The sequence below is a fragment of the Rhodococcus artemisiae genome (assembly GCF_036327795.1).
Classification (GTDB): domain Bacteria; phylum Actinomycetota; class Actinomycetes; order Mycobacteriales; family Mycobacteriaceae; genus Rhodococcus; species Rhodococcus artemisiae.
In genome coordinates this window covers 319,484-334,544 of sequence record NZ_JAUTXY010000004.1, presented here as the reverse complement: position 1 = coordinate 334,544, position 15,061 = coordinate 319,484, and the positions used below count along the sequence as shown (strand labels likewise).

At 65.4% G+C, this 15,061-nt stretch carries 16 protein-coding genes; 8 read left to right on the top strand and 8 right to left on the bottom strand.

Annotated features, from left to right (window positions below):
- Nucleotides 1–30 precede the first annotated feature (30 nt).
- A complete protein-coding gene (locus Q7514_RS11620) occupies nucleotides 31–1,794 on the top strand; it encodes a sugar phosphate isomerase/epimerase and 4-hydroxyphenylpyruvate domain-containing protein (protein WP_330133397.1) in 1,764 nt (587 codons plus the stop codon).
- Between the two features lie 12 nt (nucleotides 1,795–1,806).
- On the opposite strand, the gene Q7514_RS11615 is transcribed toward Q7514_RS11620, so the two are convergent.
- The gene (locus Q7514_RS11615) at nucleotides 1,807–3,042 is read right to left on the bottom strand and encodes a CynX/NimT family MFS transporter (protein WP_330133396.1); all 1,236 of its coding nucleotides are present in this window, start codon (nucleotides 3,040–3,042) and stop codon (nucleotides 1,807–1,809) included.
- Nucleotides 3,043–3,053: 11 nt separating this feature from the next.
- On the opposite strand from Q7514_RS11615, the gene Q7514_RS11610 reads away from it, so the two are divergent.
- Entirely contained in the window at nucleotides 3,054–3,719 is a 666-nt protein-coding gene (locus Q7514_RS11610; protein WP_330133560.1) for a FadR/GntR family transcriptional regulator, read from the top strand.
- A 151-nt stretch (nucleotides 3,720–3,870) separates the two neighbouring features.
- Here the strand turns inward: Q7514_RS11610 and Q7514_RS11605 are convergent, their stop codons facing one another.
- From Q7514_RS11605 to Q7514_RS11595, 3 genes are all read right to left on the bottom strand, one after another.
- Complete coding sequence (locus Q7514_RS11605; RefSeq protein ID WP_330133395.1) at nucleotides 3,871–4,710, bottom strand: mycofactocin-coupled SDR family oxidoreductase; 840 nt, start codon at nucleotides 4,708–4,710, stop codon at nucleotides 3,871–3,873.
- Between the two features lie 70 nt (nucleotides 4,711–4,780).
- Nucleotides 4,781–6,064, bottom strand: coding sequence for a cytochrome P450 (locus tag Q7514_RS11600; protein WP_330133394.1), 1,284 nt, complete (start codon nucleotides 6,062–6,064; stop codon nucleotides 4,781–4,783).
- Between the two features lie 4 nt (nucleotides 6,065–6,068).
- Entirely contained in the window at nucleotides 6,069–6,311 is a 243-nt protein-coding gene (locus tag Q7514_RS11595; RefSeq protein ID WP_330133393.1) for a ferredoxin, read from the bottom strand.
- Nucleotides 6,312–6,454: 143 nt separating this feature from the next.
- Here Q7514_RS11595 and Q7514_RS11590 point away from each other — a divergent pair, with 143 nt between their 5' ends.
- Nucleotides 6,455–7,051 carry a TetR family transcriptional regulator gene (locus tag Q7514_RS11590; RefSeq protein WP_330133392.1) on the top strand — a complete coding sequence of 199 codons (597 nt, stop codon included), beginning with the start codon at nucleotides 6,455–6,457 and terminating at the stop codon, nucleotides 7,049–7,051.
- A 141-nt stretch (nucleotides 7,052–7,192) separates the two neighbouring features.
- Nucleotides 7,193–7,396: a cold-shock protein gene (locus Q7514_RS11585; RefSeq protein WP_132472693.1), complete on the top strand. Its 204-nt coding sequence runs from the start codon at nucleotides 7,193–7,195 to the stop codon at nucleotides 7,394–7,396.
- A gap of 74 nt (nucleotides 7,397–7,470) precedes the next feature.
- On the opposite strand, the gene Q7514_RS11580 is transcribed toward Q7514_RS11585, so the two are convergent.
- The 3 genes from Q7514_RS11580 to Q7514_RS11570 are packed head-to-tail and all read right to left on the bottom strand — an operon-like array spanning nucleotide 7,471 to nucleotide 9,756.
- Complete coding sequence (locus Q7514_RS11580) at nucleotides 7,471–8,133, bottom strand: histidine phosphatase family protein (RefSeq protein ID WP_330133391.1); 663 nt, start codon at nucleotides 8,131–8,133, stop codon at nucleotides 7,471–7,473.
- Nucleotides 8,130–9,044, bottom strand: coding sequence for a prephenate dehydratase (pheA, locus tag Q7514_RS11575; RefSeq protein WP_330133559.1), 915 nt, complete (start codon nucleotides 9,042–9,044; stop codon nucleotides 8,130–8,132). Before pheA ends, Q7514_RS11580 begins: the two co-directional genes overlap by 4 nt.
- A 55-nt stretch (nucleotides 9,045–9,099) precedes the next feature.
- The gene (locus Q7514_RS11570) at nucleotides 9,100–9,756 is read right to left on the bottom strand and encodes a hypothetical protein (protein ID WP_330133558.1); all 657 of its coding nucleotides are present in this window, start codon (nucleotides 9,754–9,756) and stop codon (nucleotides 9,100–9,102) included.
- A 110-nt stretch (nucleotides 9,757–9,866) separates the two neighbouring features.
- Between Q7514_RS11570 and Q7514_RS11565 the strand changes: the two genes are divergently transcribed.
- From Q7514_RS11565 to Q7514_RS11555, 3 genes are all read left to right on the top strand, one after another.
- Nucleotides 9,867–10,634 (top strand): DUF2470 domain-containing protein, encoded by a 768-nt coding sequence (locus tag Q7514_RS11565; RefSeq protein ID WP_330133390.1) that lies wholly within the window; start codon nucleotides 9,867–9,869, stop codon nucleotides 10,632–10,634.
- A 43-nt stretch (nucleotides 10,635–10,677) separates the two neighbouring features.
- Nucleotides 10,678–11,484 carry a CPBP family intramembrane glutamic endopeptidase gene (locus Q7514_RS11560; RefSeq protein WP_408016071.1) on the top strand — a complete coding sequence of 269 codons (807 nt, stop codon included), beginning with the start codon at nucleotides 10,678–10,680 and terminating at the stop codon, nucleotides 11,482–11,484.
- Nucleotides 11,485–11,629: 145 nt separating this feature from the next.
- A complete protein-coding gene (locus Q7514_RS11555) occupies nucleotides 11,630–12,892 on the top strand; it encodes an LCP family protein (RefSeq protein WP_408016075.1) in 1,263 nt (420 codons plus the stop codon).
- Nucleotides 12,893–12,896: 4 nt separating this feature from the next.
- Here Q7514_RS11555 and Q7514_RS11550 read toward each other — a convergent pair whose 3' ends face one another.
- Nucleotides 12,897–13,940 (bottom strand): alcohol dehydrogenase catalytic domain-containing protein, encoded by a 1,044-nt coding sequence (locus tag Q7514_RS11550; protein ID WP_330133388.1) that lies wholly within the window; start codon nucleotides 13,938–13,940, stop codon nucleotides 12,897–12,899.
- Between the two features lie 204 nt (nucleotides 13,941–14,144).
- Between Q7514_RS11550 and Q7514_RS11545 the strand changes: the two genes are divergently transcribed.
- Nucleotides 14,145–15,014 (top strand): SDR family NAD(P)-dependent oxidoreductase, encoded by an 870-nt coding sequence (locus tag Q7514_RS11545; protein WP_330133387.1) that lies wholly within the window; start codon nucleotides 14,145–14,147, stop codon nucleotides 15,012–15,014.
- Nucleotides 15,015–15,061 lie beyond the last annotated feature (47 nt).

Sequence of the window (15,061 nt, the reverse complement as noted above, 5' to 3'; positions counted from 1 at the left end):
AAAGGCATAGCAACGGTTTCACTGTCCGGCGTGCTCAACGACAAGCTCGACGCCATCGCCGCCGCAGGATTCGACGGCATCGAGATCTTCGACAACGATCTCGTCGCGTCGCCGCTCTCGCCACGCGAAGTGGCTGCCCACTGCGCCGAGCTCGGTCTGTCGATCGACCTGTTCCAGCCGGTCCGCGACATCGAAGGTGTTGCTCCCGAAAGATTCCCCGCGGTGCTGCACCGTGTGCAACGCAAGCTCGAGGTGATGACGGAACTCGGGGCCACGGTGTTCCTCGCATGTTCCAATGCTCTGCCCGACGCGATCGACGACACCGAACTGTCGGCCGAGCAGCTGCACGCCGTCGGAGACCTCGCCGCGTCCTTCGGTGTCACCGTCGCCTTCGAAGCGCTGGCGTGGGGACGGCACATCGACCGGGTCGGGCAGGCCTGGGCGGTCGTCGAACAAGCCGACCACCCGGCGATCACCTTGGCCGTCGACACCTTCCACATGCTGGCAAGGGGCGACGACGGTGCCGCACTCGCCGGCATCCCCGGCGACCGGATCGGTTTCCTTCAGGTCGCGGATGCGCCCGTGCTGGACATGAACGTGCTCGAGTGGAGCAGGCATTTCCGGTGCTTCCCCGGCCAGGGCACCCTGGACGTCGCCGGCGTCGTCGCCGCGGTACTCGGATCCGGATACACCGGCCCGGTGTCGCTGGAGATCTTCAGCGACGTGGTGCGCGAGGCCGATCCGTTCGTGACCGCGCGCGACGCGATGCGATCACTGGTCTTCCTCGAAGATCAGCTCGGCGAGCGCCTGTCCGGACCGGTCCGCGAAAAGATCTCCGCTGCCCCGCCAGTACCGAAGCGCACCGATGTCGCGTTCGTCGAGTTGGCGGCACCGGCCGGCTCCGCCTATGCCGAACTACTGACGGGACTGGGCTTCCACATCGCGGGGCGGCATCGTAGTAAGCCGGTGGTCCGGTGGAGCAACGGTGGCGCCGACGTGGTGCTCAACGAGCAACCCGCACCGGGACCGGCCGCCACCGCCCTGGGGCTCGTCGCACCACCGGTGTCCGACGTCGCGGAACGCGCCGCCGCTCTGCTGTGGCCCGCGGTCGACCGCACGCGCGGGGCAGGTGAAGCCGATCTTCCGGGCATCACGTCGCCTTCCGGGTTACATGTGTTCGTCAGTTCGGAGCCCGGAGACGCCGACGACTGGCGCACCGACTTCGTCCCGTCCACCGACGCTGCGCAGGAGCTCGGCTGGCTCGGTCTCGACCACGTCGACATGACAGTCCCCGCCGACGAGCTCAACCAGGAGCTGTCGTTCTTCCGCACCCTGTTCGGACTCGAACCGGAAGCTCCCGAGGAGTACATCCAGCCGCAGGGCCGGTTACGGATCCGGGCGCTGCGCGCACGCAAGGGAAATCTTCGCGTCGCACTCAACGTCTCCGAGACGGGTCCTGATGTTCCGCAGCGACACGGTATCTCGCAGCTGGCATTCGCGACGACCGATGTCGTCGCCGAAGTCCGCCGCGCGCGGTCGCGGGGAGTCGAGTTCCTGGCGCCCCCGGAGAACTATTACGTCGACCTCGACGCGCGATTCATTCTCGAGCCCGGTCTGCTGGACACGTTGCGCGAGCACGGACTGCTGTACGACCGGGTGGGCGACGGCGAACTGTTCCACGCCTACACACTGCCCGTCCCCGGTGGATTCCAGGTCGAACTGCTCGAGCGGCGCGGCGGTTACGACGGATACGGCGCGTCGAACACGCACGTCCGGCTGGCCGCTCCTCGCTGATACCGACCACCGTCAGCGAGCAGCGAGGTCTTTCTCGGGCGTATCCGACTTGTGCCAGCTGTCTTCGAGAGCACGCGGCCTGCAGGCCTGGTAGCCACCGGTGACCAGCACGACGACCGCGAGAGTCAGGAGAGCGAACGACGCCGTCCATCCCGACGTGGCGTCGTGGAGGACGCCGAACAGGAGGGGCCCGGCGCACGCGACGGCGTAGCCCACGCCCTGAGTGAATCCGGAGAGGGCGGAGGAGCCGGCCTGTGTGCGGGTACGCAGGTTGATCAGGGTCAGCGCCATCGGGAAGGTACTGGGCCCGAGGCCGAGCAGCACGATCCACAGGATGGGCACGCTCATCGGCGCAATCCACAGTCCGGCGAATCCGACGAGCATGCAGGCCGCGCACGCGAGCACCGCAGGGAACGGGTTGTTCATCCGAGCGCACATCGTCGGGCCCCCGAAGGCGCCGACGAGACCCATCAGCGAGAACAATCCGACCATCGCGCCCCCGAAAGCGGGGCTCGCACCCGCATCGCCCAGGATGTCGGGGATCCAGGTGAACATCGAGTAGGTGACCAGCGAGGTCATGCCGAACATTCCGGCCATTCCCCACCCCACGGGCGAGCGCCATACCTGACCGTGCACCTGCGGCGCCTCGCCGGTCTGCTCCTCCGCGGCCGCCCCACGCCGACGGGCAAGAATGACGATCCAGGGCATTGCGGCAGCGAAACCGAAGACCGCCCAGACTCCGATCGACACGCGCCACCCGTAGGCATCGGCGAGCGGCACCGCCGCAAACGCCGGCGCGATGGTTCCCAACTGGACGCCGACGATGTACACCGAACTCACCAACGCCAGGCGGTCGGAGAAATACCGCTTCACCAGTGGCGGAATGACGACATTGCCGATTCCCATCCCGCCGAGTGCCAGGGCGGAGAGCGCGAGCAGCGACCACGTCTCGTCCATGAACGCCCGAGCTGCCATGCCGACGCCGGCCATGAGCATCGCGACCAGAGCGGTCCGCTCGAGCCCCCACCGTCGGGCCAGGGCCGGGGTGGCAATACCGAACAGCGCGAACATGGCGGTGGGCACCATGCCGAAGACACCCACGACCGTCGGAGAGAAGCCGATGTCCTCTCGAATCTGCGATGCCAGCGGACTGAACGAGGTGACGGCAAGCCGGAGTACGAGTGCAGACATCGCGATCGCACAGAAGACAAGAAGACGGCCGCGTAGAAGACTCACGCCAGAAATCATAGGATGACATGATGACTTTGGGACAACCGGTCCGACGCGCGAGCCTGATCTCGCAGGTCACCGAACAACTACGCAGTGAAATCTGCCGCGGTCGCTGGGCGGTCGGAGACCGCATCCCCACCGAACCGGAACTGACTGCGCTCACCGGCACCAGTCGCAACACCGTCCGAGAAGCCGTACAGGCACTCGTGCACACCGGACTCCTCGAACGCCGTCAAGGTTCGGGAACCTACGTCGTCGCGACCTCCGACATCGGCGGCACCCTCGGCAAGTACTTCGCCACCGCACACGAGCGCGACGTGCAGGAACTGCGACAGACACTCGACGTCACCGCGGCCGTCCTCGCAGCGCGCCGGCGCACCTCCGACGATGTCGCGCGCCTCGAGAAGCTCCTGGACGAACGCAACAACCGCTTCGCCGAATCCGATACCGATGCAGCGGTCGAAGCAGACATCGCGCTCCACCGGGCCATCGTCGAAGCCAGCCACAACGCCGTGTACCTCGAGTTCTACGATTCACTGCTGCCGTCGATCCGGCAGACCGTCGATCGGCACGTCCACACGACCGGACGAGGATTCCACTACGAGCACACCGCCCTGGTGACCGCGGTGATCGAGGGCGACGAGGAAGCGGCAACTCAGGCCGCGCAAGCGCTCTTCGTCGAACTCATAGGGTGAACGTCCCTCCTGTTCAACCCGCTACTGCTCGTACTACGAAAGACTCTCGTCCCGGGAATTCGTCGCTCCGGATACTCAGGTTCACCATTGCCGGCGCCGGAGCCCGACATTCCGCCCAGGCGGGAGTAGGGGCCCGGCACCGGGATGGACACTACTTGAGCGCACTTCCCGCATCGACCGACAGGGTAAGCCCTGTGACGTAACGAGATTCGTCGGATGCCAGGAACAACACCGCATTGCTGATGTCCTCGGGCTCCACCCAACCGATCGGCAGCACGTGCATGAGCTGCGCAACCACCTTCATGTCCTCCGGGCCCGGGTTCTCGAGGTCGGGTCGGAACATCTTCATCGCGCCCTCGTTCATGAACATCGGTGTATTCACATTCGTGGGGTGAACGGTGTTGACCCGAATGAAGTGCTGTCCCAGTTCGACCGCGAACGAGCGCATCAATCCGACCACGCCGTGTTTCGCCGCAATATAGGGCCCCATATTGGGATGGGCCTTCAACCCTCCCACTGAACTCGTCAGGATGATCGATCCGCCTGCGCCGCCCTCGATAATATGGGGTACACCGGCTTTCACCGACTTCCACACACCCGAGAGGTTGATGTCCTGCATTTCCTGCCAGTCGAACTCGTCGGTCTCGTGCAAGGGGGTGCCACCCGTTCCGATCCCGGCGTTGGCAACGATCACATCGAGTCTGCCCAATTGTCCGACGCCGTTGTCCACCGCGGCCTTCACTGCATCGAAATCGCGGACGTCGGCTTCCACAGTCACGATCCGACGGTTGAAACCCTTGACCAGTTCCACGGTTTCGGCCAGGTCTTGAGGAGTCGCCGGAGCGATCTGCGCATCGTCCCTGATCGGGCCGCAGATATCGAGCGCGATGATGTCCGCGCCCTCCTGTGCCAGACGCACGGCGTGACTGCGTCCCTGACCTCGCGCCGCCCCTGTGACGAGCGCGACCTTTCCCTCAACTCTGCCTGACATGTTCCACCTCTCGTCGGCATCGAGCGACTGCTCGATGCAGTGTTTTCCGAGCTGTCTCTGCCGGACCCGGCTATTTCGGGGTCTGCTCGAACTCGATGTGCAGCTCGACGAGACCACGCAGCAGAAAGGTGGGCTCGTAGAGGAACACGCGATTGTCCGCCGGTCCGTGGTCACGTTCGCTGATGCGGATGTCGCTCATCCGATCGAGAAGGCGGTGGAGAGTGACGTGGCCCTCCATGCGGGCGAGCGGTGCACCGGCACATGTGTGCAGCCCGCGCCCGAACGCGATGTGATCGTGGGCGTTCCGGCGATCGAGCCGGAACTCGTTCGGATCCTCGAATTTACGTGGATCACGGTTGGCCGCTGCAAGTCCCAGCATCACGATGGTGCCCGCCGGAATGTCGACGTCGCCGATTCTGGTGGACTTGCGTGCGAGGCGGAAGTCCACCTTCGTCGGACTGTCGAATCGGAGCGATTCCTCCATGAACGGTTTGATGAGACTGCGATCTTCCCGCAGGATCTTCTGGTACTCGGGCCGTTCTGCGAGCACTCGCAGCGCCGAGCTGAGAAGCTTCGTCACTGTTTCCTGACCAGCAGCGAACAGGAAAGTGGCGGGACGCACGACTTCCATGAGTTCGGGGGTCGATCCGTCCGGATAGGTCGCCGTAGCCAAACCACTGAGGATGTCATTGCGGGGTTCTCGCCGCCGTTCGGCGAGATATCCGCTGAATCGGTCGTCCAGATATTCCAGCGGGTTGATCCCCACGGGCTCGTGATCGAGCGCGCCGACCCGGGTTCCGGATCTCTCGCCGGCCCCGAGCGCCCGGCGGAACTCGTCGCGGTCTCCCTCCGGGACGCCGAGTAGATCTGTTATGGCCAGTGTGGCAAATGGTTTGGCGAATTCTCCGAGGAACTCGCAGCGACCGTTGTCGATGAATTCGTCGAACTGCTCATCCGCCAGGGACCACAGGTACTCCTCGTTCTCCTTCAGTCGTCTGGGAGTGAGAAGTCGGCCTAGCAGCGCACGGGCCTTGGTGTGATCGGGAGGATCCATCGTGACCAGGTGCTCGAAGATCGGGAACAGGTGACGGTGCGCCTCGATCTGGCCGGTGATGTCGTCACCCTCCGGCTCGAACGGCAACGGCGGAAACGGCCCGCCGATCGCATTGACCGCCGACAACGCCTCGCTGTTCTTGAAGGCTTCGATCACCTCCTGATACCCGGTGACGGCCACGACACCGTAGTGCGGTTCGCGGAACACCGGATTCCGCGCTCGGAGGTGGTCGAAGTATTCGAAGGGGCTCTGGGCCACGTTTCCGTCGGTGAAGTAGTCGACTGATGCGAGATCGGTCATCGGATTACGGACCTTTCGGTGAACGAGGTGGCAGGAGGGGTGGGGTCTCGACGAGGCGGATGGCCTGGCGCGGGCACGCACTGATGGCGGAGAGCGCTCGGGGCCACAACTCTTGCGGCGGATTCTCGTCGCAGGTGGCGATGTCGTCGGCGGCAAGATCGAAAATCTCCGGAGCGATCTCGATACACAATGCGTGCGCCTCGCACATGTCTCGATCGACGTGCAGATGCTTGGGCGATCCCGCCATAGGGCACTCCCATGGGTGAGTTCGGGTTCGAGCGGCAGGATGGAACGTTGTCCATGTGACTGCCACCGCAGATACGGTGAGTAACGACGTTACTGACGCCACGATAACCTGGTTATCGTCAGAGGACAAGGAAATTTTTCGAAATGGAGAACACCCAGGTGAAGGGCGGCGCGGACCCGATTCGAGACCGGCTGCTCGACACCGTCGTCGATCTCATCGACAACCAGGGTTACGACGCCGTCCAACTTCGCGAGGTCGCGCGCCGCGCGCGCACATCTCTGACGACGATCTACAAGCGGTATGCCACCCGCGAAGAGTTGATTCTCGCTGCGATCGAACATTGGATGCAGGCAAATCACTCCGGAATCGTCATGCGGAGCCGCAACCCGGACGAGCCTCTGCACCCAGCGATGATGCGGGTCATCCGCGCCATCTTCGAGCCCTGGGAGAAGCACCCCGCGATGCTCTTCGCGTACTTCCGGGTGCGAGCCGCGCCGGGTGGGGCGTCCCTCACAGTGCGGGGCTTCGATCCCGTCGTGCCGATCGGCATGGCGGTGCTGTCCGACGTGGATCCGGAGTTCGTCGCAGAACTGGAAACAATCCTGTCGAGTCTCGTATACGGCCTGGTAGGACGCTGCCGTGAGGGTCTCATCCCGATCACCGACATCGTGCCCACGATCGATCGGACCGTCTTCTGGCTCACCAGCGGCTATCAGGCGCAACTCCGCGACGAAACCTGAGCCGTTTCCTCCACGATCGGCCCTCTGCCGGCCCGAAGCACGGTGCGGGGTCCCGCGATCTCATCAGGGATGGGAGAATGACTTCATCGAGATCGGAGCCTCGATGTGAGGATCCGGATCGAGTGTGTAGGGAGTATCGGTATGGCACAGGGCATCGTCAAGTGGTTCAACGGCGAAAAGGGCTTCGGATTCATCGCGCCCGACGACGGAACCCCCGACGTTTTCGTCCATTTCTCCGAGATCGCGGGCAGCGGTTTCAAGTCGCTCGATGAGAATCAGCGCGTGGAGTTCGAGGTCGGCCAGGGGCAGAAGGGCCCGCAGGCCACGAACGTCCGCACTGTCTGACCAGTGTGACGTCAGGGGGGCCGCATCCACTGGATGCGGCCCCCCTGTTTGCGTCACGATCGCAGCGCTCCGGCTCACCCCATCGGGTCGTCGGCTCCTGCACGGGCGGTGTCGTGGAACGGTGCGTGGACTGCCGCCCACCGCACGCACTCCCATCCGCCACCGGGTACCGGCACGAGTTCGACGGTGTCGGTGTTGGCCAGGTGGTTGCCGCTCGCGAAACCGCCGGGCACCTTACCGAGGTATGACGCGACCAGACGGATCGCGGCGCCGTGGCTGACCACGACGATGTCGCCCGATCCCGCCTCGAGGTAGTCGGCGCGCAGCTCGTCGAGCACAGGCACGAATCGGTCGAGCACGTCGAACGCGGTCTCGCCGCCGGGCACCCTCGCACGCAGGTCGCCGTCGTGCCACGCCTGGTAGACCTTCACGAACATCGCGTGCGACTCTTCGTCGTTGCGGTCCTCGAGTTCACCGACCTGCACTTCGTGCAGCCCCTCGCGCGCCGACGCCTGCAGACCCACCGGGTCCTGCGCATGCTGCGCGGTCTGCCGTGCGCGAATCGCCTCGGATGACACGAGCAGCGTCGGTGCCCGCTCGATGAGGTTCTTGCCGAGCGTCTTCGCCTGCGTGACACCGAGTTCCGTCAACTCCGCACCGGGAAGCTTCGTGTCGAGCCGCTTCTCGACATTCGCCACCGTCTGGCCGTGCCGGGCCAGGATCAATCTCCCGTTCAACTGCTTTCCTCTCCGCGCCGCAACTGCTCCAGCCACTGTGCATCGTCTTCGTCCGACACCGGGGCGACGCCCGGCTCGGACACTGCCGCCCACGAACCGAGGAACCGCACCTGGGCGAAACGGTGAAGTGCCTTGAGTGCTTCCGCAACGAGTGCATCGTCGATATGCCCCACACAGTCCAAGTGGAAGAAGTAGGTGCCGTATTCCTTTCGCGTGGGTCTCGACTCGATACGGGTCAGGTCGATGCCGCGGGTCGCGAACTCCGTCATCGCACGGACGAGCGACCCTGGCTCGTTGGGGAGCTGCAGGATCACCGACGTGCGGTCGCGGCCGGTCCGCTTCGGCACCGGAACCGGACGAGTGACGAGAACGAACCGTGTTCGGGCTCCGGCGAAATCCGCTACGCCATCCGCGAAGACCTCGAGGCCCAGTCGTTCACCGGCGAGCGCGGTCGACACACCCGCGTCGACCTTGCCGGCCTCCACGTCCTCGGCGGCACCCGCGTTGGAGGATGCGGTCACGATCGCGGCGTGGGGCAGCGTGTCACTGACCCACTGCCGAACCTGGGCGGCTGCCACCGGGTACGCGCCGATGGTCTCGATCTTGTCGAATGTCATCCCGGAGCGCACCACGACGGTGAACGCGATGTCGAGTTCGGTTTCCGCCACGATCTGCAAGCGAGGCCCCATCGAGAGCGCGTCCATCGTCGGGGGAACCGAACCTTCGACGGAACTCTCGATGGGAACGACCGCGGCGTCCACCTCACCGTCGCGCAGCAACTGCAGCGTGGCAGGCGGGCTGGCCGCGGCGACGCGCACGACGGGTTCGTCGAAGACACCGAGGTCCTCGAACCGGGCGAGGGCCATTTCGGTGAAGGTTCCGGTCGGGCCGAAATACGCGATACGGGGCACGGCTTCCAGATTACGCATCGCCCCTTGCCTGGATGCGTCGGAAAAGTGAACCGTCTCAGCGCGACGTGAGACCCAGCTCTCGTAACCCACCCAGCACCGCGTCGGTGTCGTCGACCTCGACAGCGAGCAGAATCTCGCGCAATGCCCCGATGGCCTCGGGGATCAAGCGGCCCAGCCGGTCGGCATCGGGTGCGGTGAGGGCGTCACGGACGTCGGAACCGCTCAGCGCTGCCGCCGTGCCGGAGAGCAGTGCGAGCACGTCGGAGGCCGTCTGTGCACGAGCAACGAACCCGGTGTCGGCGTGTGCGAGAACGGCGAGGAAATCTGCCACGGCGCCCGGCGTGTGGCCGGTCGGCAACCCCGGGATGTGCCCCGCTTCGGTGAGTGCACGGGCCGTGTCGGCGAGCGCTGGGTCGTCGACCTGCACGTAGACCGCCAACGGCGCGGGGGCGGTGAACGCGAGCACGTCGTCGAGGTCACCTCGCGCACAGTCGAGCTGGTAACGAACGGGTCGCCACCCTGCGGGTGACGGCGCTTCGGCGGAGGCATCGAGCTCGACGACGACATCACGACCGGGGACCTCCGCAATCTCGCTCGCGGGAACGATCGGCGCTGCCGATTCCGGCCCGGACGCGGCGAGCGCGAGGTCCGTGTGCCGAGTGGAGAGCAGCGCGTCGAGCAGGCCACGCGGCTCTTCCCGCGAGGGCGGCATTCCGAGGGGCAGTGGGATCGACACGTCGTTCAGGTTAACGCGCGTAACCCTTGCGACCAGCGTCACAATGACTTAGGTTTGCCTCACCTACATGAGAAGGAGGGCCTCGCATGCAGACCACCACGACCGACATTCCGGCGCCGACGACGGCAGAACGCGTGCGCACCGCTCTCATCCGCGCGGATACCACCTATCTGGCGATCGACGGCTGCGATCCGATCCAGACGACCGTCCACTTCCTGCAGGAAGACGGAGACATCGCGATCGTCGTACCGGCCGAGGCCACGGCGGTGGCACTCGCCTGGCAGTCCGGAGCGGCAGGCCTGCCCGCGATGCTCGAACTGACCGACCACTCGCCCCTGAATCTGCGCAACCCCGTCCGGTCGCTGATCTGGCTCAGCGGGAACCTGTTCCCCGTCGACGAACCGCGACAGGTCGCTGCCGAAGTCGCCGAGATCCTTCCGCACCCCGAACTCCTCGACGTCGGCCACAACTCTGAGCTACTCGTCCTCCGACTCACGTCCGTGGTCGCTGCAGACACGACCGGAGCCGAATCGGTCGACCTCCCGGACGTCTTCGACGCCGCCCCCGACCCCTTCGCCACCTACGAAACCGCGTGGCTCGAGCACCTCGAGCAGGATCACGCAGACATCCTCGCCCGCATCGCGCGGCGAATCCCGCCGTCTGCACGCACCGGCCGAATCCGCCCCCTCGGCCTCGACCGGTACGGACTGCGTCTGCGCATCGAATCCGGTGAGGGCGACCACGACGTCCGCATCCCCTTCCAGGAGCCCGTCGACGAGCCGAACGGGCTCAGCAAAGCGCTGCGCCTACTGGTCGGATGCCCGTTCATGAACGGGATGCGCGCCGCTCACTGAACGCGCGGCCGGCTTTACAGCGCGTTCCGGCACAATCTCTCCCGTGACGACGATCCGCACCTGGCTCAATCCACCCCGGCAGAATCCCGGCACGCCACTCGATGCTGCCGAACGCCGGGCCTTGTGGATCGAAATTGCGATCGTCCTGCTCGTCACCTTCGGGCTCAGCGGCCTGTCGTCGATCCTGTCGCTATTGGAAGCTGCCCTCGCACCGGAGCCGCTGTCCGATCAGACAGTCGCGCTGAATGCGCCGCGGTCGTCGCAGCAGTTCATAGACCTCGCGCGACAACTCCTCGGCATCGTCCGCCTGCTCGCATGGGCCGCACTCGGTCTCTATCTCCTGTGGCGCAGCGGCCGCGGCCCGAAGATCATCGGCTTCGCGCGTCCACTACTGCGCCGCGACTGGCTTCCAGGCGCCGGGCTCGCCGCACTCATCGGGCTGCCCGGCCTCGGGCTGTACCTCGTGGCACGCGCCGCCGGACTCAACCTCAACGTGGCGCCGAGCATCCTCGCAGACTACTGGTGGCGCCTGCCCACGGAAGTGCTGTGGGCCATCGCCAACTCGGGTGCAGAAGAAATACTGGTGGTCGCGTATCTGATCACTCGGCTACGGCAGCTCGGGTGGTCGGAGAACGGATCGCTGCTGGCGTCGGCACTGCTCCGCGGCAGTTACCACCTCTACCAGGGGCTCGGCGGCGGATTCGGCAACGTCATCATGGGTCTGGTGTTCGGCCGGTACTGGCAACGCACCTCGAAACTGTGGCCCCTCGTGGTCGCACACGCGCTGATCGACTGCGTCGCGTTCATCGGATACCAAGCATTGCGGGGGCACGTCTCATGGCTGCCGTGAACGTACAGTTGTCCGGGTGAACGGCGACCAACCCGATCCCCGGAACCGGCCGCGCCCACCGCAGGGGCCGCCGCCGCGTCGGCAACCGCCGATGCGCCGACCCGTCCCACCACCCGCCGCGCCTCCCTCCCCGGAAGGCAACCAGGTGATCCGGCGCAGCCCTGCCGCGCCGCCACGGGCGTGGTCGCAGGCACCCGGTTCCGAGCAGCGCGCCGCGCCGGCGCCTCCCCACAGGCAGCCACCACCTCGGCAACAACCACCGCCTCGGCAACAACCGCCGTCACAGCAACCACCACCGCGTCGGCAGCCACCGCCACAACAGCAGCACCAGCCACGGCAGCAACCCGAGCCGTTCGTCGACAAGCGACGTGCCGCGTCGGCACCACCGCCTGCTCCTCCGCGTCGCCGGCCACCGCCGGTCGCCGAACCGGAACCGCGGCGCCGACGCCCCGGCGGCGCTCGACGCACCCTGCGTCGTGTGGGCGCGCTGCTCGCGGTCCTTCTCGTCGCGGCGGTCGCGGGTGTCGTCTACTTCGACGGCAAACTCGACCGGATCGATGCACTCGCCGACTACGAGGGCCGTATCGGCGACACTCCCGGAACCAATTTCCTGTTGGTGGGGTCCGACAGCCGCATCGGGCTGACGCCCGAGCAAGAACAGGAACTCGCGACCGGCGGCGACGTCGGCCCCGATCGCACCGACACGATCCTGCTCGTCCACGTCCCCAGCGGGGGCGGTGCGACCACGATGGTGAGCCTGCCCCGCGACTCGTACGTCCCCGTGCCCGGTTTCGGACAGGACAAACTGAACGCCTCGTTCGCGCTCGGTGGGCCACAGCTGCTCGTCCAGACGGTCGAAGGAGCGACGGGCATCCACATCGATCACTACACCGAGATCGGCTTCAGCGGATTCGCATCGATCGTCGATGCGGTCGGCGGGGTCGACATCTGCGTCCCGTATCCGATCGACGACCCGCTCGCGGGCCTGCAACTCGAGGCCGGCTGCCAGGAACTGAACGGCGCGCAGTCGCTCGGATTCGTACGCACCCGCGCCACACCACTCGCAGACCTCGACCGGATGAACAACCAGCGGCTGTTCATGTCGGCGTTGCTGGGTAAGGCGACCAGCCCCACCACCTTCCTCAATCCGTTCCGGCTGTGGCCGCTCGTATCGGGCGCGGCAGGCTCGGTGCGCGTCGACGAAGGCGATCACCTGTGGAACCTCGGCCGGCTCGCGTGGGCGATGCGCGGCGAGACGGTGACGGCCACTGTGCCCGTCGGAGGGTTCGAGGACGTATACGGCGTCGGCAACGTACTTCTGTGGGATCGCGAGCGGGCGATCCAGTTCTTCGGAGCGCTCGAACAGGACCAGCAGATCCCCGCAGATCTTCTCGCGCCCGCACCGTGACCGGCTACTTCATCATCACCACCGCGCGCCCATTGATCTTGCCCGACTCCAGGTCGTCGAGGGCGTGGAGCGCTTCATCGAAGCTGTAGCGCTTCAGATTGGCGCTGATCCGTCCGGTCCGCGCAAGGGCGACGAGATCGTGCAGGTCCTGTCGAGTTCCGCTGTAGGGCCGAGTAATCGACGCTCCCCAGGGAAGCGAAGTGGACAATTGGGATGTTTCGAACTCGAAAACTCCATCGCTCAAGCCCGGCACTCGAATCGCACCGTACGGCGCCACGACCGATGCCGACAGCGTCAATGTTGCACTGCTTCCTACCAGGTCGAGGACCAAGTCGGCACCATGCCCTCCGGCCACTTCGAGAACGGCTTCGATCACGCCGGGCCCGTCTGACCGGAATGTGTGGTCGACTTTGTCACGTACCCCCTCCAGGGCAGAGTCCTTGACATCGAGGGCTATCACGGTCGCGCCGGTGAGCGCACGCAGTAGTTCCACCGCGAATTGCCCCAACCCACCGATCCCGATGACCACAGCGCATGAACCTGGCCGGAGAAGATCCTCGGCAGCCCTGATGGAGTGGTAGGGCACGATTGCAGCGTCTGTGAGCACCGCCGCGAATGCCGGGTCCAGCCCGTCGGCAGGCACGAGGGCGGATGCCGGGACCGTCACGAACTCGGCGATTCCCCCGTCGACGGACACCCCGGGCGTGGGGGCCGGCAACATGCGTCCGCCTGTGCTCAGGCATGCATTCTCGCGACCTGCAATGCATTGACGGCACACGCCACAGGACCACACCGGGTACACGACGACGAGGTCACCGACACCGAAGTTCACCACGTCCGCGGCCGACTCGGCAACATGACCGGCGATTTCGTGGCCGAGGACGACGCCCGACGGCAGCATTTGCACGGTTGATGCCCGCACATGCACATCCGTCTGACAGATACCGGCTGCAGCAACCTCGACGAGCACATGCCCGGGCGGAACAGTGGGCTTGTCTACCTCAGTGAAGGCGACGTCGTTGACACCTAGATATCGGAGAGCACGCATCCCATTTCCCTTCTCTTCGAACTTGCCGTGGAATCGACGGTATCCCTACATATCCGGCCGCGGGTGCCCACGATCAACGAAAGACACCTGGACATTAAAGATAGATATGTTATACCCTATTTTGCACAAGACGAGTCAACAAGTAGTCCCCTGCGCCACTCGAGGGCAGACGCACGCAGAGGGCCCGAAGGAAGGACCCCGGCTGTGCTGACAGATCGACCTCATCCGAAACAAGCAGGTGCCGCGTGGGATTCGACCGACATCAGAATCCTCTCGGACAACTCGCTGTCCGGCCGTCACGCCGTCATCACCGGCGCGGGAAGTGGCATCGGGCAAGCGATTGCCATTCGTCTGGCCGAACTCGGTGCACACGTCGTCGGTATCGGCCGCAACGACAATTCCCTGCGGGATACCGAACAATACACGGAAGGTACGTCCGGTAGCTTTCGGTGGTTTCAGGCCGACGTCCGTGACTCCACACTCATAAGGTCTGTGATTGCGAAAGCAGCTGCAGACACCGGAATCGACATCCTGGTCAACAACGCCGGCGGTCAGTTCTACGCGGCCACAGACGACATTACGGACAATGGATTCAGGTCTGTCGTCGACCTCAACCTGAACTCGGTATTCACGGTCATCTCCGAGGCCAAACCATTTCTCGCACTGCGTGGTGGGAGCATCGTGAATATTTCCCTGTCGGGCGTCGATCGAGGCTCCGTCGGGCTCGCGCATTCCCTTGCCGCACGCGCCGGCGTGCTCGCGATGACGAAGACGATCGCACTCGAATGGGCGCATCTCGGGATCCGAGCGAATTGCGTCGCGCCCGGTGTTGTCATCTCCGAGCTACTCCCTGCGGCGATCGCAACGTCCCTGCTCGAAGACGTGGTTCCGCGATCCGTTCCCGCGGGACGCCCGACTCCGGTCGCTGACGTGGCAGAGCTCGTCGCATACCTCGCGACTCCGGCCTCTCGCATGATCACCGGTCAGGTATTGCAGATCGACGGGGCCGCGCATCTGGGGCGTGGCCTGCACATGGTGAATGACTGGCCTCCCTCGCACGCCACGAACTCCTGAGCAGAACACGCGACGATGGGGACCGGCCTCCTCGGAGACCGGTCCCT